General features: G+C 71.1%; 19 protein-coding genes and 1 pseudogene. 8 read left to right on the plus strand and 12 right to left on the minus strand.

Annotated elements, in window-relative coordinates; genetic code table 11:
• Window positions 1–7 precede the first annotated feature (7 nt).
• Window positions 8–2,248: a N,N-dimethylformamidase beta subunit family domain-containing protein gene (locus tag LSF15_RS09520; RefSeq protein ID WP_232498295.1), complete on the minus strand. Its 2,241-nt coding sequence runs from the start codon at window positions 2,246–2,248 to the stop codon at window positions 8–10.
• A gap of 196 nt (window positions 2,249–2,444) precedes the next feature.
• On the opposite strand from LSF15_RS09520, the gene LSF15_RS09525 reads away from it, so the two are divergent.
• Entirely contained in the window at window positions 2,445–3,038 is a 594-nt protein-coding gene (locus LSF15_RS09525; protein WP_232498296.1) for a hypothetical protein, read from the plus strand.
• Between the two features lie 43 nt (window positions 3,039–3,081).
• Here the strand turns inward: LSF15_RS09525 and LSF15_RS09530 are convergent, their stop codons facing one another.
• The gene (locus LSF15_RS09530; RefSeq protein ID WP_232498297.1) at window positions 3,082–3,696 is read right to left on the minus strand and encodes a GNAT family N-acetyltransferase; all 615 of its coding nucleotides are present in this window, start codon (window positions 3,694–3,696) and stop codon (window positions 3,082–3,084) included.
• 92 nt (window positions 3,697–3,788) lie between these two features.
• Between LSF15_RS09530 and LSF15_RS19205 the strand changes: the two are divergent.
• Window positions 3,789–3,869: pseudogene (locus LSF15_RS19205) on the plus strand (hypothetical protein); the annotation flags it as partial.
• A gap of 21 nt (window positions 3,870–3,890) precedes the next feature.
• Here the strand turns inward: LSF15_RS19205 and LSF15_RS09535 are convergent.
• Window positions 3,891–5,771: a helicase HerA-like domain-containing protein gene (locus tag LSF15_RS09535; protein ID WP_232498298.1), complete on the minus strand. Its 1,881-nt coding sequence runs from the start codon at window positions 5,769–5,771 to the stop codon at window positions 3,891–3,893.
• A gap of 64 nt (window positions 5,772–5,835) precedes the next feature.
• On the opposite strand from LSF15_RS09535, the gene LSF15_RS09540 reads away from it, so the two are divergent.
• Window positions 5,836–6,417 (plus strand): TetR/AcrR family transcriptional regulator, encoded by a 582-nt coding sequence (locus LSF15_RS09540; protein ID WP_232498299.1) that lies wholly within the window; start codon window positions 5,836–5,838, stop codon window positions 6,415–6,417.
• On the plus strand, window positions 6,414–7,664 hold the full coding sequence (locus LSF15_RS09545) for a glycosyltransferase (protein WP_232498300.1): 1,251 nt from the start codon (window positions 6,414–6,416) through the stop codon (window positions 7,662–7,664). Before LSF15_RS09540 ends, LSF15_RS09545 begins: the two co-directional genes overlap by 4 nt.
• Window positions 7,665–7,701: 37 nt before the next feature.
• Here LSF15_RS09545 and LSF15_RS09550 read toward each other — a convergent pair whose 3' ends face one another.
• The gene (locus LSF15_RS09550; protein ID WP_232498301.1) at window positions 7,702–8,175 is read right to left on the minus strand and encodes a hypothetical protein; all 474 of its coding nucleotides are present in this window, start codon (window positions 8,173–8,175) and stop codon (window positions 7,702–7,704) included.
• A gap of 91 nt (window positions 8,176–8,266) precedes the next feature.
• On the opposite strand from LSF15_RS09550, the gene LSF15_RS09555 reads away from it, so the two are divergent.
• The 4 genes from LSF15_RS09555 to LSF15_RS09570 are packed head-to-tail and all read left to right on the plus strand — an operon-like array spanning window position 8,267 to window position 11,836.
• Complete coding sequence (locus LSF15_RS09555) at window positions 8,267–9,136, plus strand: endonuclease/exonuclease/phosphatase family protein (protein WP_232498302.1); 870 nt, start codon at window positions 8,267–8,269, stop codon at window positions 9,134–9,136.
• Window positions 9,133–9,732, plus strand: coding sequence for a DUF2238 domain-containing protein (locus LSF15_RS09560; protein WP_232498303.1), 600 nt, complete (start codon window positions 9,133–9,135; stop codon window positions 9,730–9,732). Before LSF15_RS09555 ends, LSF15_RS09560 begins: the two co-directional genes overlap by 4 nt.
• The gene (gene ligD, locus LSF15_RS09565; protein ID WP_232498304.1) at window positions 9,729–10,964 is read left to right on the plus strand and encodes a non-homologous end-joining DNA ligase; all 1,236 of its coding nucleotides are present in this window, start codon (window positions 9,729–9,731) and stop codon (window positions 10,962–10,964) included. The genes LSF15_RS09560 and ligD overlap by 4 nt, the downstream gene beginning before the upstream one ends.
• Window positions 10,961–11,836 carry an aminoglycoside phosphotransferase family protein gene (locus tag LSF15_RS09570; protein ID WP_232498305.1) on the plus strand — a complete coding sequence of 292 codons (876 nt, stop codon included), beginning with the start codon at window positions 10,961–10,963 and terminating at the stop codon, window positions 11,834–11,836. The genes ligD and LSF15_RS09570 overlap by 4 nt, the downstream gene beginning before the upstream one ends.
• Here the strand turns inward: LSF15_RS09570 and menC are convergent.
• From menC to allB, 8 genes are all read right to left on the minus strand, one after another.
• On the minus strand, window positions 11,820–13,016 hold the full coding sequence (gene menC, locus LSF15_RS09575) for an o-succinylbenzoate synthase (protein WP_232498306.1): 1,197 nt from the start codon (window positions 13,014–13,016) through the stop codon (window positions 11,820–11,822). The two genes, LSF15_RS09570 and menC, sit on opposite strands and share 17 nt — an antisense overlap.
• Window positions 13,013–13,909: a hypothetical protein gene (locus LSF15_RS09580; RefSeq protein ID WP_232498307.1), complete on the minus strand. Its 897-nt coding sequence runs from the start codon at window positions 13,907–13,909 to the stop codon at window positions 13,013–13,015. Before LSF15_RS09580 ends, menC begins: the two co-directional genes overlap by 4 nt.
• The gene (locus LSF15_RS09585; RefSeq protein ID WP_232498308.1) at window positions 13,906–15,180 is read right to left on the minus strand and encodes a saccharopine dehydrogenase family protein; all 1,275 of its coding nucleotides are present in this window, start codon (window positions 15,178–15,180) and stop codon (window positions 13,906–13,908) included. Before LSF15_RS09585 ends, LSF15_RS09580 begins: the two co-directional genes overlap by 4 nt.
• 207 nt (window positions 15,181–15,387) lie before the next feature.
• Window positions 15,388–16,350, minus strand: coding sequence for a putative endonuclease domain-containing protein (locus tag LSF15_RS09590; RefSeq protein WP_232498309.1), 963 nt, complete (start codon window positions 16,348–16,350; stop codon window positions 15,388–15,390).
• Between the two features lie 287 nt (window positions 16,351–16,637).
• The gene (gene pucL, locus LSF15_RS09595) at window positions 16,638–17,549 is read right to left on the minus strand and encodes a factor-independent urate hydroxylase (RefSeq protein WP_232498310.1); all 912 of its coding nucleotides are present in this window, start codon (window positions 17,547–17,549) and stop codon (window positions 16,638–16,640) included.
• Between the two features lie 3 nt (window positions 17,550–17,552).
• The gene (gene uraH / locus LSF15_RS09600) at window positions 17,553–17,891 is read right to left on the minus strand and encodes a hydroxyisourate hydrolase (protein ID WP_232498311.1); all 339 of its coding nucleotides are present in this window, start codon (window positions 17,889–17,891) and stop codon (window positions 17,553–17,555) included.
• Complete coding sequence (gene uraD / locus LSF15_RS09605; RefSeq protein ID WP_232498312.1) at window positions 17,888–18,394, minus strand: 2-oxo-4-hydroxy-4-carboxy-5-ureidoimidazoline decarboxylase; 507 nt, start codon at window positions 18,392–18,394, stop codon at window positions 17,888–17,890. The genes uraH and uraD overlap by 4 nt, the downstream gene beginning before the upstream one ends.
• Window positions 18,391–19,785, minus strand: a complete 1,395-nt coding sequence (gene allB / locus LSF15_RS09610) for an allantoinase AllB (RefSeq protein WP_232498313.1) — start codon at window positions 19,783–19,785, stop codon at window positions 18,391–18,393. The genes uraD and allB overlap by 4 nt, the downstream gene beginning before the upstream one ends.
• Window positions 19,786–19,787 lie beyond the last annotated feature (2 nt).

A 19,787-nucleotide genomic window follows, 5' to 3' on the forward strand; every position in this document is an offset into this window, starting at 1 on the left:
CACCGACCTACGGGTACGCCCCCTCAGGGCCGCGCTCCTCGATCGGCGTGGTCGGCGTCGGCGTCGCCGTCTCGGGTACCGCCTCGAGTTGCTGCGCGTGCGGTGCGAGAGCGCGATCGAAGACGTTGCGCAGGAGTCGCGACATCCGCGGATCGGAATCAAGTCCGCCGACGAAGGTCAGCGACGCCGCGCTGAAGACGAAGCCGCCGTTCGGCCGTTCCATGAACACCATCGCGGAGCGCCGCGCGTGCAGCCCCTCGGCGAGCACCTGCGCGGACGTCGCGTCGCCACCGAGCCCGAGGCGCGCGTCGACCTCCCACCCGCTCGCGGGACCGTTGTACCCGCTGGCGCCGAACGTCGATCCGACGCTCAACCCCGTTCCCGCGAAGAGCGGATGGTCGCGCACGACCCGGTACGCGGCGAAGCTGCCCCACGTGGTCGGGTCGTAGGCGACGCCGAAGATCTGCGACTCGGGGAGTCCGAGCTCGCGGTACTCGTCGCGGCTACCGTCGGCGTTGCGGAAGGTGGCGGTGCTCGTGCTGGTGTCGTATGTGACCCGCTCGTAGATCCCGTTGCCGCCGAGGTACATCAGCCGCCCGCCGGTGCCGAGCCAGCCGATGAGGTTGGTGCGCATGGTCTCGGTCCAGTATTCGGGGTGCGTGGGCAGCACGAGAGCCTGGTAGCCGAGCAGCCAGTCCCCGGACGCGTGCAGGTCCTCGTCTTCGTAGACGTCGTACGAGATGCCCTGCGCCGACATCCAGCGCAGCAACAGCTGATCGCTGTACCAGGTGTGGTCCCGCCGCCCGTAGGCCGCGACGGGCACGCGCCGCTGCGGCGTCAACATCGACAGGGCCCGCCGCGTGCCGGGCTGGCCGACGGTGTACTGGTTATGGCCGCCCCAGTGGTTGTAGGCGCGATACGTGAGCGTGGGCAGCAGCACGGCGATCGGTGCGGTGGGGAGCGCGGGCCGAACAGTGAACGGGATGTCCCGGGCGAGCCCGCCGGGCGCCTGCACCCGCACGGAGTACAGGCCCGACGGCCATTCGGCCGGCACGTCGAACGAGAACGACTCGGGCCAGTCGCAGCCCGCGCTGCGGTAGTCACCCGGCAGGGTGCGGATGGCGCCGGCGAGCGTCACGGGGTCGCGCACCGTCTGCGGCCCGGTGCCCGGCGCGAGCCGCACGACCGAGGCACGGTACGAGGCGAAACTCGTCGACACCGCGACGGCGGCGACACCGCCCTGCCGCACGTCGAGCGTGGTCGCGTACCCCTGTAGGGCGGCGGTGGCCTCGAACGTGAACCCGGTGCCCACCTGGCGCCCTTTTCCGGCGTGCCACGCGGCACCCTGGGTGCCCGCGGTGCTCCACGTGATGAGCCGGTACGCCCTCAGCTTGTCGTCGAGGTTCGGGACGACCCCGGTGTCGAGCTGGATCCGGTAGAGCGCGCCGGAGCCTGCGCAGAACCCCGTCTTCTGCGACGTCTCGGCCCATCCGCTGTCGATCACCCGGCCGCTTCCGGGCGCCCAGCCGCCGTTGACATAGCGGTACCACCGCAGCGAGCCGGCCATCGCGTAGATCACGCCGGCCGAGTCCGCGACGAGTTCGCCCACGCCCGACCATCCGTTGCCGACCTTCGTGCCGCCGGCCCATGCGCCGCTGCCCGTGGTGCCGTCGTTGCGCAGGTATCGGTACCAGTAGAGGTCGCCGGTGCCGGTCACACCCCAGATGATCCCGTCATAGCCGCCGAAGTGGCGCGGGAAGTTGGTGAAGCCGGTGCCGATGCGCGACCCGCTCCTCGCCGCCCACGACCCGGCGCCCGTCTCCGGATTGCCGACCAGGTACCGGTACCAGGTCAGGTCGCCGTTCGGCAGGAGCGCGAACAGGGTCCCGTTCGATCCGGCGAGCACGGTCACGAAGCCGGCCCAGCCCTTGCCGATCTGTCGGCCGGCGCCGTTGTTCGCCCAGGAGGCGCTCGAATCCGTCCAGCCCCGGTGCCGGTACCAGTACAGCTTGCCGTCGGCCGCGATCGCGTAGATCACGCCGTTGCCGCCGCCGATCATCTGCACGAAGCGCTGCTTCGGGTCGACTCCGTCGAGCGCCGTCGCGGGCGCCGCTGCGAGGCCTGCTCCCACGCCGCCGATGATCGGCGCCGCGGCGATGACCGCCGCGCCGGCCCGCAGCACTGTGCGGCGGGTCAGGAGCGGGCCGTGCTCGCCCTGCGTCGGGTTCGTGCTCTCGCCGGAGTCCATGGCGAATTCCTTCGCGCGCTCCCCGCCGGCGCGATTCCATTCTGCCACCAGTCGCCCGGATCGGATCGGCACCGTTGACCCCCATCTGCCGCGAAACACCCCCCGAACAGGGGTCGCCGCCCACGGCTGCGTCGCGGGATGATTCGAGCGCGGCACTGCGGGCCCGGGCACTGTCGCCTGACGGAACGAGGGAACCATGTCTGCATCTCCCCGGCACTCCGGCGTGCGCCGACTTCTCGCCACCGGAATCGCGGTCGGACTCGCGCTCTCGGTGCTCGCGATCGCACCGGCGGCGAGCGCGAAACCACTCGATCGAGGCTCATTCACCGAGGAGTTCTCGTTCACTGCAGAGGACTTCTGCGATGTCGAGGGCCTCGACATCCTCATCGAGGCCAGCGTCGAGATTCGGTTCCTGGTCAACGCCCGCAAGCCCGGCACACCCCCGTACTTCGTCGCGAACGAGCGGGTAGAGCAGTCCTACACGAACGACGCAGGCGTCACGGTCACGGAGACCATCACCACCCTCAACAAGGACCAGAAGATCACCGACAACGGCGACGGCACGCTCACGATCCTGGTTCTCGCGACCGGTGGCGCGACGGTGTACGGCCCCGACGGCAAGGCCATCGCCCGCAACCCGGGGCAGGTGCGCTTCGAGTTCCTGGTCGACCACAACGGGACGCCCGCCGATCCCGACGACGATGTCTTCCTCGAGGACCTCGGCGTTGTGAAGGGATCGACCGGGCGCACCGACGACTTCTGCGCGGCGGTGCTTCCCGTCCTCGGCTGAACACGCTCGCCCGCGCTTCGGCGGCGGCCGCCGCGCCATCCGTTCAGCTCGTCGTGATGCCCAGCAGCGGCGCGCTCGACGTGCTCGACGGCAGCTCGTGGAATCCGAGCCGGTCGTAGAACGCCCGCGCGCCGGTGTTGGCCGCGTCCATGCCGAGGTGCACCGAGTCGACCCCGCGCGCGGCGAGCGCGTGCCGCAGCGTGTCGATGAGGCGGCGCCCGAACCCCATGCCCTGCAGCTCGGGCAGCAGGTCGATGTGCAGGTGCGCCGGGTAGTCGGCGAGTTCGGCGATGCGCATGCGCTCGGGATCGAGGCCGGCCCCGATGAGGTCGGCCTCGGTGAATGACGGTTCGTGGCCGGTCGGCGATCCGACCGACGGATGCCTCGCCGCGAAGCCGGGGGTCCACTCGCGCTTCCACCACTCGATGAAGGCGGCGGTGTCGGCCACGGCGATCACGTAGCCGAGCACCCGGTCGGAGTCGGCCACGACGTACGCGAGCTCGGGCGCGTACTCGACGTAGGGCAGCGCGAAGACCTCGGGCATGAGGCTGTCGTCGGAGTAGACGCCCGTGGCGTCGTCGCCGCCCGCCGCGGTGCGCAGGCAGATCTCGGCGACGGCCTCGCGGTCGGCGGGACGGTAGGGGCGGATCTCGGGCACGGGTTCATCATGGCGTACCGTGGCGGGTTGAGGAGCGACGAAGGAGCGTCTCGAAACCCGCGGGAGGTTTCGAGACGGTCGCTGCGCTCCCTCCTCAACCCACGGGCTACGAGACGGTCGCTGCGCTCCCTCCTCAACCCACGGGTTACGAGACGGTCGCTGCGCTCCCTCCTCAACCCACGGGGTGCGCGGGCCTACTTGCGCTTGGCCATGCCGAAGATGCCCGTGATGACCTGCTTCAAGATGGTCTGGGTCGTGCGCGAGCCGAGCACCTCTTCGAGCGCCGACTTCTCGGGCGATTTGCGGGACCGGCTGCGCGAAGTGGTCGACGTCTGCTTCATGAGCCGGTCGTACTCGGCCTGCGCCTTCTTGTCGGCCTTGGCAGCGTCGGCCTGGATCTTCGCCTGCATCTTCGCGTAGTCGGCGTCGGCCTCGGCCTTGGCGGCCGCAGCCGCTTCGGCGTCGACCTTTGCAGCGGCATCGGCGAGCTTCTTCGTCAGGATCTCGTGCGCCGACTCGCGGTCGAGCCCGGTGCCGTACTTCGCGAGCAGGGGCGACGCGGCGACCGTGGCGTCGATCGACGCGTCGGGCGACGGCGACATCGACGCCTGCGGGGCGCGCAGCCGGGTCCACGCGACGGGCGACGGGGCGCCCTTCTCGTTCATGACGGTGACGATCGCCTCGCCGGTGCCCAGCACGGTGAGCGTCTCTTCGAGGTCGTAGCCCGACTTCGGGTAGGTCGACACGGTGGCGCGCAGGGCCTTCGCGTCGTCGGGTGTGAACGCCCGCAACTGGTGCTGCACGCGCGAGCCGAGTTGGGCCAGCACATCGGCCGGCACGTCTTTCGGGGTCTGCGTGACGAAGAACACGCCGACGCCCTTCGAGCGGATGAGGCGCACGGTCTGGGTGATCTGCGTGAGGAAGTCCTTCGAGGCGTCCTTGAAGAGCAGGTGCGCCTCGTCGAAGAAGAACACGAGCTTGGGCTTGTCGAGGTCGCCGACCTCGGGCAGGTCGGTGAACAGGTCGGCGAGCAGCCACATGAGGAACGTGGAGTACAGCGCCGGCTTGTCTGCCACACCCGGCACCTCGAGCAGGCTGATGATGCCGCGACCGTCGGCTGCGGTGCGCAGGAACTCGGCCGTGTCGATCTCGGGCTCGCCGAAGAACACGTCGGCGCCCTGGTCGGCGAACGTGATGAGCTCGCGCAGGATGACCCCGACCGTCGCCTTCGACAGGCCGCCGAGCCCCTCGAGCTCGCCCTTGCCCTCGTCGCTCACGAGGTACGCGAGCACAGCCCGCAGGTCTTCGAGGTCGAGCAGGGCGAGGTTGTTCTTGTTGGCGTAGTGGAAGACGAGGCCGAGGCTCGACTCCTGCGTGTCGTTGAGGCCGAGCACCTTGCTCAGCAGCAGCGGCCCGAAGCCCGAGATCGTCGCGCGGATCGGCACGCCCCGGCCGACGCCGCCGAGCGAGAAGTACTCGGTGGGAAAGCTCGCGGCGCTCCACTGCTGGCCGATGCCGGTCGTGCGCTTCAGGAGCTTCTCGCTGCCCTCGCCGGGCGTCGCGACACCCGACAGGTCGCCCTTGATGTCGGCGGCGAACACCGCGACCCCGGCCGCCGAGAGCTGCTCGGCGAGCACCTGCAGGGTGCGGGTCTTGCCGGTGCCGGTCGCGCCGGCGACGAGCCCGTGACGGTTGGTCATCGCGATCGGAATGCGCACCGGCACATCGGGCATCGCCTCGCCGTTGACGAGCGCGCCCATCTCGAGGGCGGGTCCCTCGAACGCGTAGCCCGCACGGATCGCATCGACGTGCGCGGCCTCGAGCGGACCGTCGGATGTCGCGGGCGCGGCCTGCTTCGCGGGCTCGGGCTGCGGCTGCGCTGCTTCAGGCGCGGCCTCGGCAGGGACATCCGCTGCCTGTTCGCCCTGCTCGGCCTGCTCGGCCGCTGCCTTCGCGAGCGCCGCCGCCTCTTCGGCCGCCTTGATGGCGGCCTCGGCCTGCGCCTGCAGCGCCTTCGCCGTTTCGGCCGCAGCGGCGGCCGCCTCTTGTGCTCGCTTCACCGCGTCATCGGCCATGCGCACGATCCTATCGACGGGGACCCCCTTCCCCTTCCGGCATTTTCATGTCAAGCTGGTTAACATGAAAACCCGCTCGTACACGATGTCGACCCGCGCGCACTCCGTGCGGGCCACCGGCGAGCGGATTCTCGAGGCGGCACTCGCGCGCTTCTCCACCGCCTACTACGACGACGTGACCCTCGACGAGATCGCCGCCGGCGCAGGCGTGACCGTGCAGACCGTCATGCGCAGGTTCGGCTCCAAGGCGGGCCTGGCGCGCGCACTCACCGAGTCGACGAGCGCCACCATAGCCACGCAGCGTGGCGAGGCTCCGGTGGGCGATGTCGCGGGTGCGATCCCGATCCTCGTGGAGCACTACGAGCAGTTCGGCGACCTCGCGATGCTCCTCCTCCGTCAGGAGGAGCGCGTTCCCGCGATCGCCGACGCGACGACGATCGGCAAGCGATCCCACGCCGAATGGGTCGCGCACGTTTTCGCGCCGTGGCTCGAGGAGAGAACCGACGCCGCCCGTCAACTTCTGCACGCGCAACTGATCGCGACGTGCGACGTGTACACGTGGTATCTGCTGCGCCGGCAGTCGGGGCTTTCCCGTGCCTCGACGCAGCAGGCGCTGACCGAACTGGTGAAGGGAGTACTGAAATGAAGTTCCTCGCATACACCTCGCCCCACCGCGGAGACCTGTACCCCACGGTGCCGATCCTCCTCGAACTGCAGCGACGCGGTCACGTCGTCGTCGTGCACGCCCTCGCAGCCGAGGTACCGCGTCTGCGCGGGCTGGGCCTCACTGCGGAAGCGGTCGACCCACGCGTCGAGCACATCCAGCACGACGACTACCTCGCACGCTCTGCCGTCGGTGCCATCAGGCGCGCGATCGCGGTCATGTCAGCCCGGGCGGAGTTCGAGGTCGACGAACTGTGGAAGGCGATCGACTCGGAGGGCCCCGACGTGCTCCTCGTGGACGCCAATTCGTTCGGCGCCACCACTGCCGCCGAAGCCTGGGGTGGTCCGTGGGCGCTGCTGCAGCACTTCCCAACTCCATTGCCCGCCGCCGAGGTCCCTCCGTTCGGGCCGGGGTTCCCTCCGGCGCGTGGCAGGCTCGGGCGGTTGCGCGACCGGCTGTTGCGCCCACTCGTCCTCGGTGGCTACGAGCGCACCCTGCTTCCGCCGCTCAACGACCTGCGCCGTCGTCTGGGCGTTCGACCGCTGCGCGACGCGACCGACCTGTACACTCGCGCCCCGCTCACCCTGTACCTGACGTCGACGGCGTTCGAGTATCCGCGTGAAGCGTGGCCGGACTCGTACTGCCTGCCCGGCCCGATCACGTGGGAACCGCCCGCAGAACGCCCCGAATGGCTCGACACGATCCGCCGCCCCCTCGTGCTGCTCACCAACTCGTCGACGTTCCAAGACGACGGCGCGCTCGTCGAGATCGCGCTGGCGGCTCTCGCCGATGAGGCCTGCGGGGTCGTCGTGACGATGCCGACCGGCACCATCCCCGACAGGGTGCCCGCGAATGCGCATGTCGACGGCTTCGTGCCGCACACACCGCTGCTGGCGATCGCCGATGTCGTCGTCACGCACGGCGGCATGGGCGTCACCCAGAAGGCCCTGAGCGCGGGCGTGCCCGTCGTCGTCGTTCCGTGGGGCCGCGATCAGGCCGAGGTCGGCCGGCGAGCCGAAGCGGCGGGGGTGGGAGTCGTGCTGCCCAAGCGCAGGCTCTCGCCGCGCACGCTGCGCGCCGCCGTCGCACGGGCACGAACCCTCTGTCCGGCGGCCGCCGCGTTCGCCGAGGCCATGAAGCAGGAGGGCGGGGCGGCGCTGGCAGCCGACAGGCTCGAGCAGCTCGCGATCCGCAACGCGCCGGTTCACGAGGTGCCGCACACGGGTTGAGCCGGATCAGGCCCGCCAGGTCAGGCCCGTCAGCCCCTCAGAGTCGCATTCGAGGCGGCGGCCCGAGTCGTTCGGGCTTCGCGATGCCGCGTCGCGTCAGTCGCACCGCCGAGTTCAGGTACAGGAACGCGAGCACCGCGAACTGCAGGGCTCCGATGATCGGGTCGACGGTGGGCACCTGCGCGGCCCCGACGGCCCGCACCGCGAGGAACACGAACGAGACCGCCATGAACGCGAACAGGATGCCCAGGTTCTTGCTCAGCGTCGGCCAGGCGGTCATGCGCCACCACGGGCGCTTCGGCGCGACCGCCTCGCCGGCGCCCCGGAACAGCCGTGCGCCGAGCACGAACGCGCCGATCGTCACGGTCGCGTCGACGAGGCTCGGCACGAACGGCGCCGCACCCGCCGCGAACAGCAGCGCGCGGATCGGGTACCCGATGCCGTAGGCCACGGCGACGTAGAGCAGCTTCAGTTCCCAGCGCACGATGCGCAGGTCGAGGATGCGCCGCATCGTGGTCCTCTCGTTCGGGGTGGTCGACCGGCACGTCGTCCGGCAGGTCGGAACCACGCTACCGTGCGCCTTCCGCGCGTACGCTGAACAGATGACGGATGCCGCCCTCATCGGGCGGGCGACCGCGCCCGACCTGCACGTGATGACGTACAACATCCGTCGGCGTGTCCCGGGCAATCGACCGGGCAGTCCCGACCGATGGACGACGCGCAAGCATCTCGTCGAGCGGATCCTCGCCGCCGAGCAACCCACCGTCGTCGGCGTGCAGGAGGCGCTCACCGACCAGGCCGACTTCGTGGCCGAAGCCCTCGGCCCGCGGTACCGCTGGGTCGGCGACGGCCGCGACCCCTCGGGGCGCGGGGAGAAGTGCCCGATCTACTACGACGCCGAGCGCCTCCAGATCACCGAATGGCGCCAGCGTGCGCTGTCGTCGACACCGGAGCACCACGGATCGCGATCGTGGGGCAACGTGACGCGCCGCATCCTGGTGTCGGCCGAGTTCACCGATCTCGTGACGAGCAACCGCCTGCTCGTCTTCAACACCCATCTCGACCACCTGTCGCGGCGCTCCCGGCGACACTCCGCGCACATGATCGTGCGCCTCGCGCGGGCCGCCATCGCCGCCGATCCCGACGCGGCGGTCGTCGTCCTGGGCGACTTCAACGCCGACGAGCGATCACCCGCCCACCAGACGCTCACCGACGGCGGCACGCTGCACGACGCATGGGAGGCGGCGGCGGAACAGGTCACGCCGCTGTTCGGCACCTTCTCGAACTATCGAGGCCGTCGACCCGGCGGGCGGCGCATCGACCACATCCTCGTCGGCGGCGCCGTCGAGGTGTCCCGAACCGCCATCAACGTGACGAGGTTCGACGGCAGGGCGGCATCCGACCACGAACCGGTGCAGGCGGTGCTGCGTGCGGGCTCGGGGTCCGCGGGCGGGTCTAGAGTGCTGCCATGATGCGCACGGCACTGCGTGCCCCAAGCGGTCCCGCCGAGGTGACCGCCGACGTGCTGCGCCTCCTCGCGGTGCTCAGCATCGTCGTCGCGGCCATCGGCTGGGGGCCGCTCTCGGGCCTGAGCTTCGTCGCCGTGGTCGCCGCGCTGCTCGTACCGCGGGTGTTGCGTCTGCGGCCCGCCTTCGACATCGCGTTCGGCGTCGCCGTGCTGTTCTCGACGTGGAGCAGCGTGCTGGGCGTCTACTACACGACGCGCTGGTGGGACGTGCCGATGCACTTCGTCACGAACGGGCTCTGCGCCGCGCTGCTCGTCGTGGTGCTCGTGCGGCTCGGCGTGCTCGCCGACCCAGCGACACTGCCGCATCCCAGGCTGTCCGCGACCGTGGCCACCACCGCACTCGGACTCTCGCTGGGGGTGCTCTGGGAGCTCTTCGAGTGGTTCGGCCGCTCGTTCCTCGACGACGAGATCCTGGTGGGTTACGCCGACACGCTCGGCGATCTCCTCGCCGGGGGCCTCGGGTCGCTGTCGGCGGGTCTCGCCATGACGTTCCTGATGGCTCGACCTCGTGCGCTGCCGCGACCTAGGGTGAAGGCGTGAGCCCCGCCAAGGACAATGCGACGGTGCTCGAGATCGGCGGCCGCGAGGTTCGCATCTCGAACCCCGACAAGGTCGTGTTCCCCGAGCCCGGCCTCACCAAGTTCGACCTCGTGCAGTACTACCTCGCGGTCGCCGACGGCGCCCTGCGCGGCGTCGACCGCCGGCCGATGGTGCTCAAGCGGTTCGTGAAGGGCATCTCGCAGGAGGCGTTCTTCCAGAAACGCGCGCCCGAGAAGCGGCCCGAGTGGATCGAGACCGCCACGCTGCACTACGCGTCGGGCAACTCGGCCGAAGAGGTCGTCGTGACGCATGCGGCGGCGCTCGCCTGGGTCGTGAACCTCGGCTGCATCGATCTCAACCCGCACCCCGTGCGGGCCGACGACCTCGACCACCCCGACGAACTGCGCGTCGACCTCGACCCCATGCCCGGAGTCGACTGGAGCCAGATCGTCGACGTCGCCATGGTCGCGCGCGAGGTGCTCACCGACCACGGGCTCGTCGGGTGGCCGAAGACGTCGGGCTCACGGGGCATCCATATCTCCGCGCGCATCGAACGGCGCTGGGACTTCCGCCAGGTGCGGCACGCGGCAGAGACGCTCGCCCGCGAGGTCGAACTGCGTGCACCGGGCCTCGCGACCGCGCGCTGGTGGAAAGAGGAACGCGGAGAGAGCGTGTTCGTCGACTTCAACCAGAACGCGAAGGATCGCACGGTGGCGTCGGCGTACTCGATCCGGCCGCTGCCCGACGCGCGCGTGTCGACGCCGCTCGACTGGAGCGAGGTGCGCGACAGCAGACCCGAGCGCTTCACCGTGGCGACGGTGCTCGAGCGGTTCGCCGAGCGCGGCGACCCCGCCGCTGGCATCGACGAGACCGTCGGCCGGCTCGACCGACTGCTGGCACTCGCCGAACAGCTCGGGCCCGCCGAGAAGGCGCCGAGCGGCGGCGACGGGTTGGGCCGGCGGCAGTCGAGCATGCCGCTCATCGAGATCGCCAGGGCCAAGACGAAGCCCGAGGCACTCGAGGGGCTCGAGCGATGGAAGGCCCGGCACGCCGACGTCGTCGCGCTGCTGCAGCCGGCCGACGTGCTCGTCGACGGCATGCGGGGCAGCTCGTCGCTCTGGTACCGCATCCGGGTGAACCTGCAGCACGTCCCCGAGGCGCAGCGCCCGGCACAGGAGCCGCTCGAGATCGACTACGACCCGTGGGCGGGCAAGGAGTGGACCCGCTCGTGAGCGACCTGGGGCCGGTGAATCCCGGTCACGCCGAAGAGGCCGCCTGGGTGCGACGCTGGCGCCTGCGACCCGACGCCGATCCCGTCACGACCTCGTCGAGCACGCTCATCCCGGTGCGCACCGAGGTCGGCGAGCCGGCGATGCTCAAGCTCGCGCAGTCCGACGAAGAGGCGCGCGGCGCCGACCTGCTCGTCGCGCTCGGCGGCCGCGGCGCCGCCCGGGTCCTCGAGCGCGACGGTGCAGCGGTGCTGCTCGAGCGAGCCACCGGTGGTCGCGACCTCGTGCGCCTGGTCGAGGCGGGTCATGACGACGAGGCCACGCGCATCCTCTGCGCCGCCGCCGACCTCATCCACGATGCATCCGCGGCCGTGCTCGCGTCCGACGACCCGCCCGGGCTCATCGGGCTGCCGACCTGGTTCCGGCACCTGTTCTCGAACGCCGACGGTCTCAGTGCGTTCCATCGGCGCGGTGCCGACACGGCCGCGAGGCTGCTCGACGCCCAGCGCCCGGCCGTCGTGCTGCACGGCGACCTGCACCACGGCAACGTGCTCGACTTCGGCGAGCGCGGCTGGCTCGCGATCGATCCCAAGGGCCTTCTCGGCGAGGCCGCGTTCGACTACTGCAACCTGCTCTGCAATCCCTCGCACGAGCGGGCGCTGCGACCCGGCCGCCTCGAGCGGCAGGTCGGCGTGGTCGTCGCCGCGACCGGTCTCGAAGCAGCGCGGCTCGCCGACTGGCTCGTGGCGTGGTGCGCGCTCTCGTCGACGTGGTTCGAGATCGACGGCGATCCGCGGCTCGCGGCATCGGCGATGGCGATCGGCGAGCGGGCGCTCGAGCTGCGGCGCGATGTGGGAATCAGCGGGCGAGCGTGACGGGTTGCGCCGGCGCCCACGCGCGCAGCAGTTCGTCGCGCACGGTGACACCCGTGCCCGGGCCATCGGGAACCCGCAACTGGCCGTGGTGCTCGCCGGTGCCCAGCACGAACGGTTCGGTGAGGTCTTCGGCGTAGTAGCGCGACGACGCCGACGTGTCGCCGGGCAGCACGAACCCCGGCAGCGCGGCCAGGGCGACGTTCGCGGCGCGGCCGACGCCGGTCTCGAGCATGCCGCCGCACCAGGCCGGCACGTCGAGCTCGCAGCAGACGTCATGCACGCGCAGCGCCTCGAGGTAGCCGCCCATGCGGCCGGGCTTGATGTTGATGATCGACGTGGCGCCCCGCTCGATCGCGTCGATCGCCGTCGAGACGCCGAGGATCGACTCGTCGAGGCACACGGGCGTGTCGCACTCGGCGGCGAGTCGCGCGTGCGTCGCGAGGTCCTCTTCGGCGAACGGCTGCTCGATGAGCAGCAGGTCGAGATCGTCGAGGCGCGCGAGCAGCGGGATGTCGTCGGCCGTGTAGGCCGTGTTCGCGTCGACCTGCAGCATGCCGGCGGGGCCCATGAGCTCGCGCACCGCGCCGACCGGCACGAGATCCCATCCGGGCCGGATCTTCAGCTTGATGCGCCGGTACCCCTCCTCGAGGTACCCGGTGACCTCGTCGAGGAGCTCTTCGAGGGTCGGCGCGATGCCGACCGACACGCCGCAGTCGACCCAGTCGCGCTCAGCCCCGAACGCCTCCCCCATCGACCGCCCCTGCGCCCGCAGCTCGGCGTCGAGCACCGCCGCCTCGAGTGCGCCCTTCGCCATGCGATGCCCCGCGACGAACGCCAGCGCGGGCGCGACCGCGGCTGCGAGCGGCACCGATGCGCCACGGGGCATCGGGTCGCGAGACACCGCCCGCCCGTCGACGCGCAGCCGGCCGAGCAGCGCCGGGCCGAGATGCCGTTCGATGACGGATGCCGCGCCGTCGACGTACTCCGACGAGTAGAACGGGTCGCGACCGGCCACGCACTCGCCCCAGCCGTCGCCCGCGTCGGTGCGCACGCGCACCATGAGCACCTCGCGCACCGTCTCGCGGCCGAAGCTCGTCTCGAACGGGCGTACGAGCGGCACTTCGATGCGGTGCAGCTCGATCGCCTCGATGCGGGGCGCGTCGGGGATGGTGTCGCTCATCGGGCCTCCCGGTCGGGGTCGTCGGTCGTGAAGACGTAGTCGCCCGCGGCGTCGAGCTCGACGCGGAGCCCCTGGCCGCGGTCGCCCAACGCGGCGAAGGCGGCCCGGGACAGCTCACGCAGGCGCGCCGCCTCTGCCGGGTCATCCGCTCGCAGTCCCTCGAAATCGGGGACGAGCGCGAGGCCGCCGCGCGCCGACCACGCCGGCTGCGATTCTCGGGCGAGCGCACGCGTCGTGCGCGGCGAGTCGAGGCGCCAGCGCACCTCGAAGCGGTCGCTGCGGTCGGCGCCTGTGATGGCGTCGTCGAGCCGGCCGTAGAAGTCGGGGTGGAACGCGATGACCTCGGCACCGAGGCGCACGAGGTTCATGCGGGCGTTGCGGCGGATGAGGGGATCGTAGGTCCAGCGCACCTCGGCGACGCCGTGTTCGAGGCAGATCGCGCGCTGGCGCAGCTTCAGGGCCAGGCCGATGCCCCGGCCGCGCGCGACCGGGTCGACGGCGTTCATATGGGAGTGCAGGTGCACGCCGTCGCCCCAGCCGAGGAAGCCGAGGAGCGCGCCGAGGGCCGGGGCCGGGGGCGGGCGGGGCGGATCTGCGGGGTTTCGAGACGCGTCCTCCTGCGGCGGGCGCGCCTCGACCCGCCCGTTCCGGGTCGCCGGCTCGGTCGGCACTGCGATGAGCAACGTGTTGCCCGCGTGATCGAGCGCCTGGAGGATCGACCTGTCGGGTCCGCGGCCCTCACCCCAGGTCACCGTGAAGCGGTCGAGCACGGCGTCGAGCTCATCACCCACGGCCGGGCGCGTGATGACGGCGGCGCGCCGGTCGGCGACATCCGCCGCCTCATGCGCCTCGCGAACGATCGCGGCGACGACGTGGGGCGTAGCGGCGGTCACGCGGCCCGGTCCTCGATGCGCCACGCCTGGCCGTAGCCGCCGTCGGTGACGGGACGTGCCATGAGCTCGAGGAACGGCGCGGCATCGAACGCCTCGGGTCCGAGCACGCCGCGGCCCGCCCAGACGCCGGTCGCGAGCAGTTCGAGCGCGATCACCGGGTTGAGTGCGGTCTGCCACACGACGCACTGGCTCTCGTACTCGCGCATCGTCCACTCGTTGTCGGCGACGTGATAGAGGTACGACGACCGCGGCGCGCCGTCGGTGCCCGTGCCCGTGACCCACAGGCCGGCACACGTCTTGCCCGTCATGCGCGGACCGATCGTGGCCGGATCGGGCAGCGATGCCGCGACCACGTCACGCGGGGCGACATGCACCGGCCCGTTCTCGCTGCGCACCCGCACCGGGCTCGTCGAATCGAGCCCGAGCAGGTGCAGCACCTGCAGCACGTTGATGAACTCGGCACCCAGACCGTACTTGAACGTCACGCGCTTCGCGTCGACCCAGCGCGGCATGAGCAGCACCTCTTCGTGCTCGACGTTCACGCACTCGACCGGCCCGATGCCCTCGGGGAACTCGAACACCTCGGGCTCGCTGAAGGGCGGCGTCGTGTACCAGCCGGCGTCCTCCTCCCAGATCACGGGCGGATTCAGGCACTCCTCGATCGTCGTCCAGATCGAGAACGACGGGGCGAAGATCTCGTTGCCCTCGTCGTCGGTCACGACGAGGTTCGCGCCGTCGCGCACCCCGAGCTCGTCGATGTCGCTGAAGAGGTGGTCGGCGGCGAAGCGGGCGAACACGTCGCTCAGCCCCGGCTCGACACCCATGCCGACGAGGGCGAGCCGCCCCGCGGCATCCCAATCGGTGGTCTGCGCGAACTGGTCGTCGCCGAGCTTCACGCCCGTCTTCTCGTAGGGGTCGGTCGGATGCGGCTCGCTGAGGCTCATCGCCATGTCGAGGTAGTCGGCGCCGGCCGCGAGCGCGCCCGAGAAGATCGCCGGCACGAACTTCGGCTCGACCGCGTTCATCACGTGGGTCGCCGCATGTTCGCGAGCGACGGATGCCACGACCTCGGGATCGGATGCATCGATCTGCGCCGTGGCGAACCGGGCTGCGACCTCGTCGCCGTGCCTCGCCCTGATCCACTCGACCGTGCGTTGCGCACGGGACTCGTCGTAGTCGCTCACCACCAGCAGCTCGTAGAAGTCGCGGCGGGCCGCGATCTTGGCGATGGCGTCTCCGACGCCTCCGGCGCCGACGAGGAGGATGCGCATGCCTCGACGCTAGCGTGGCAGCGCCCCGCGGTCGAGGGTCGGGGTGGGCGCATGCCCGGGCTCCCGCGCACCTCCGCCTACCCGCCATCCGAGCCACAGCAGGAACTTCTGGCCAACCCTCGGCGTGTCGTGCCGCTCGATCGGGCTCGCACGGCGATTCATCCTGTTGTGGCCGGCCGAACGACCGAGGTTGCGGGTCGTTCGGCGTCACGCGACGGGCGGCAACCCACGGTGCCGGCGCACGATCTTCGCATCCTCGACGACGCGGGCCACCGCGGCGAAGGTCACCGGCCACTCGTCGAGCACGTGCTTCGCACTCGGCCGCACGACGGGGATGCCGAACGCCTGCCCGACGAGCGACCGATCGCGATCGGCGAAGAACTCCGCGGCGCTCGAATGGAATCCACGGCCATCCACCTCGAACAGGACGCATCCATCGATGAGCCCGTCGAACCTCCCGAAGCCCGTGAGGTCGACCTGCGGCTCGACGTGGAACCCGCTCCGCGACATCCGTCGAACGAACAGGCTCTCGACGCCCGACTCCGGCATGCCGGTGAAGCGGTCGACGAGCGTGGCGGATGCGCTCGGCAGGGTCGCCAGCACGGCATGGACCTCACGACGGGTGAGCACGCGCTCGTGGAGCACCGAATCGATCACCGCGCTCGCGTGCTCGGCGTCCATGCAGCGCACGGCCGCGGCCAGCGCGGTCTGCGGCGAGTCGATCCAGTCGAGGGCGCGCCGCGGGGCGATCTCGCGAGCCCAGTGCACGCGGGGTGGCGCATCAGGTGCGAGAAGGACCTTGCGCGAACGGCGCTTCCGATTCGGCACCGACGGATGCCACACACCGGGGTTCGCGACCTCGAGCTTCTCGGATGGGGCAACGAGTCGCGACGCCGTGCGCGGCACGCGGAGATGCAGCCTCTCGTCGACGCCCGCCCACACGCCGAAGCGACGGAGGGCGGACGAGCATCCGATGCGGCTGCCGACCGTGATCGCGCGGAGCTGGTCCGGATCGGCGAGCGGCGAAGCGACCCAGCCGCGCCGGGGTCGGCTGACCAGTCCCGATGCGACGGCTGCGTACAGATCGGCCTCGCGGATGCCCCGTGCCCGCAACGTCGTGGCGCGTGCGACCTCGCCGAGGACGGTGAGTTCGGCGAGAAGATCGGGCATGACCACATCGTGCGGCAGCGCGCCGGCCCATTGGGCGGACATCGCGACACCGGGGACGGGGCTCCGACGACCGGGACCCGGGAGGACGAGTGCAGGCAGGCGGGCTGCGGATTCCACGCGTGGTCAGAGCCAGTGCAGGAACATCCGCGTCTGTGCTGGCGCGCCGGGGCGCGACACGCCGCAGGGGAACCAGAGGTTCCTGCATTGGCCGACGAGCGAAGAGTGGGTTTCGGGAGCGAACCATGGGGATGGATCGGGCGAGGACGACCCCGCGGAGCGGACGGGCGTCAGCAGAAGCCGACGACCGCGTCCCAGGCGGCTGCGGGTGACTCGACTCCCTCGCGGACGACGGCGGCCTCGATGAGGCCGTAGGGGCGGTCGGCGGCGTAGAACACCTCGTTGGGGTTGTCGAGCCCGAACGGCGAGAGGTCGACCACGAAGTGGTGCTTGTTCGGCATGGAGAGGCGGATCTCGGCGATCTCGTCGTGCCGTTCCAGCACTCGGCGGCCCATGTCGAAGAGGGTGGTCTGCAGGGCGGCCGAATACGCCTCGGTGAACGCCTCGAGCAGTAGCGCGCGCACGCTGTCGCAGGCGTCGTTGTAGTCGAAGCCGGCGTTGACGCCTGCCCCGCGGTAGCGCCACCGCGCCGACACATCAGTCGCGAGGATGCGGTCGCGCGTCTCGGGGAGCGTCGTGTACCGGTCTTTCGGGTACCCCTCGAACCCCGACTGGGTGGTCTTCAGCACGGTGAGGTCCTTGAGCCCGGCGATGACGTGCCGATCAGCGCCATCGGCGACCACGAGCGCGGTGCGCACCTCCTGCCCCGAGCGCACGAACGCGTGGTCGTTCGGCTCGCCGTGGGCGACGATGCGCTGCCACGCGAACTTCTCGGCCTCCCACCGCCCGCCGCTCACCCAGTCGAACGAGCCCGTGAAGTGGTCGGCGAGGCGCAGCAGGAACTCCTCCGGCGAACCGATGCCGTCGCGCGCGAAGGCGAAGATCGTGTTCTTCTGCGTGTCGGTGGGCACGATGTGCGCGTTGTCGCCGGCGAGATGGGCGGCGGTGAAGTCGCCGCGCAACTGCGACGTGACGTTGAGGTCGTCGATCTCGTGCCGGGCGGTATCGCGAGTCACCTTGACGACACGCACCTCGGCCTTGCCGTACTGGTTGGCTCCGAGGACGATGGCGGGTTCGGTCATGGCTCAGCTCCCTCGATAGGTCGAATAGGCGAACGGGCTCAGCAGCAGGGGCGCGTGCACGTGCCGGCCGTCGTCGACGATGCGCACGGTGAGCACGACCTCGGGGTAGAACGTGTCGACGCCCCGCCCGCCGAACCACGCGCCGGTGTCGAACCGCAGCCGGTACTCCCCCGACGCCAACTCGTCGGGTCCGAGTTGCGAGACGCGACCGTCGTCATCGGTGACGGATGTCGCGACGCGATGCCAGCTGCCGCCCTGGCGGGTCTGCAACTCGACGGCGATGCCCGCCGCGGGCCGGCCGTTCGTGGCGTCGAGCACGTGGGTGGTGATGCGCGAATTCATTCGAACAGTCCCTTCAGCCTCAGCACCGCGATCTGGCGCAGTTGATCGGCGACCACGGGCAACTCCTCGTCATCGGAGTGCCCCAGACGCTCGTTGAGTGCGCCGAGGATCTCGGTCGCCGACCGGCCCGCAGCCCGGATCAGGAAGACCCGGCCGAACCTCCGCTCGTACGCGAGATTGCCCTCGACGAGCGCCGCGGCCACGGCGGTCTCGGGCGTGCCGATGCCGGCCTGCTCGGCACGGGACATCCGGGCTTCGGCGTTCGAGCCGCCGAGGCGCTCGCCGATGCGCGGATGCTGCGCGAGCGCACCGTCGACCTCGGCCGTGGTGAACGGCGACGCGGCGTCCTCGGCGGCAGCCACGAGTTCGTCGACTCCGGCGTACGGGCGGCCGTCGACGAGTGAGGCGCACCAGCGAGCGATGTCGAGGCAGGGCCGCAACAGCGCGAGCGCCTCGTCGCGCGGCGTGGCGTTGAATTGATCGAGCGACAGTGCCGGGGTCACGGCCCCACCTCCCGTCGCAGCAGCCGCCCGCGCGGCACCGACCGGTCGACCGGCTCGCCCGCGAGCAGCGTCGACCGCACCACCCCGGTGAGCTCCCGCCCGTCGTACGGGGTGATGGGGTGCCGGTGCTCGAGCGCCTCGGCGTCGACGGTGAACGACTCGTCGGGCGCGAACACGACGAGGTCGGCAGCGAAGCCCGCGGCGATCGCCCCCTTCGCGTTCAGGCCGACGCGACGGGCCGGAGCCGGCGACATCCATTCGACGACGCGCGCGAGCGGGATGCCGCGCCCGCGCGCCTCGGTCCACACGAGCGGCAGTCCGAGCTGCACCGAGGCGATGCCGCCCCACGCCTCGGCGAAGTCGCCGTCGCCCGCGAACTTCAGTGCGGCCGGCGCGGGCGAGTGGTCGGAGACGACGAAGTCGACGACTCCCGACTCGAGCCCGTGCCAGAGCGCGTCGCGATTGCCGGCCTCGCGGATCGGCGGGCAGCACTTGTACGCGGTGGCGCCGGCGGGAACCTCTTCGGCGCACAGCGTCAGGTAGTGCGGGCAGGTCTCGACGGTGAGCCGCACCCCGTGACGTTTCGCCGCGGCGATGCGGTCGAGTGCGTCGGCGTCGCTGAGGTGCAGGATGTGCGCGCGCACCCCGGTGTGCGCGGCGCGCTCGATGACCGCGGCGATCGCGGCGCCCTCGGCCGCACGGGGACGCGAGGCGAGGAAGTCGGCGTAGGACGAGCTGTGCGGGTGCGCCGCGCCGTCGATGAGCGCCGCGTCCTCGGCGTGCACGATCAGCAGCGAGTCGTCGGCCTCGACGAGCACGCGCATCGCCGTCTCGAGCTCGTCGACCGTGACGGGCGGGAACTCGTCGACGCCCGAGTGCACGAGGAAGCACTTGAACCCGAACACCCCGGCTTCGGCGAGGGGCACGAGATCGTCGTCGTTGCCGGGCACGACTCCGCCCCAGAACCCGACGTCGACGAACACCTCGCCCTCGGCCGCCGCGCGCTTCACCGCGAGCGCGTCGATGCTCGTCGTCGGCGGGATGCTGTTGAGCGGCATGTCGACGATCGTCGTGACGCCGCCGGCCGCGGCGGCCCGGGTCGCCGACGCGAAGCCCTCCCACTCGGTGCGCCCCGGCTCGTTGACGTGCACGTGCGTGTCGACGAGCCCGGGGATGAGCACTTCGTCGTCGGCGAGTTCGACCTCGCGAACCCCAGCGAGCCGCAGTCCCGACACGAGTGGCACGACCTGCTCGATGACGCCGTCGCGCACACCGACCTCGTGCGGCGAGAACTCTCCGCCGACGAGCACCCGCTCTCCCCTGACCACGAGATCGAACGGTTCGGATGCCGCGGCCGCGGCCGCACGCGACATCCGCTCGCTCACCGCCATCA

The sequence above is a fragment of the Agromyces humatus genome (assembly GCF_021228295.1).
GTDB lineage: Bacteria > Actinomycetota > Actinomycetes > Actinomycetales > Microbacteriaceae > Agromyces > Agromyces humatus.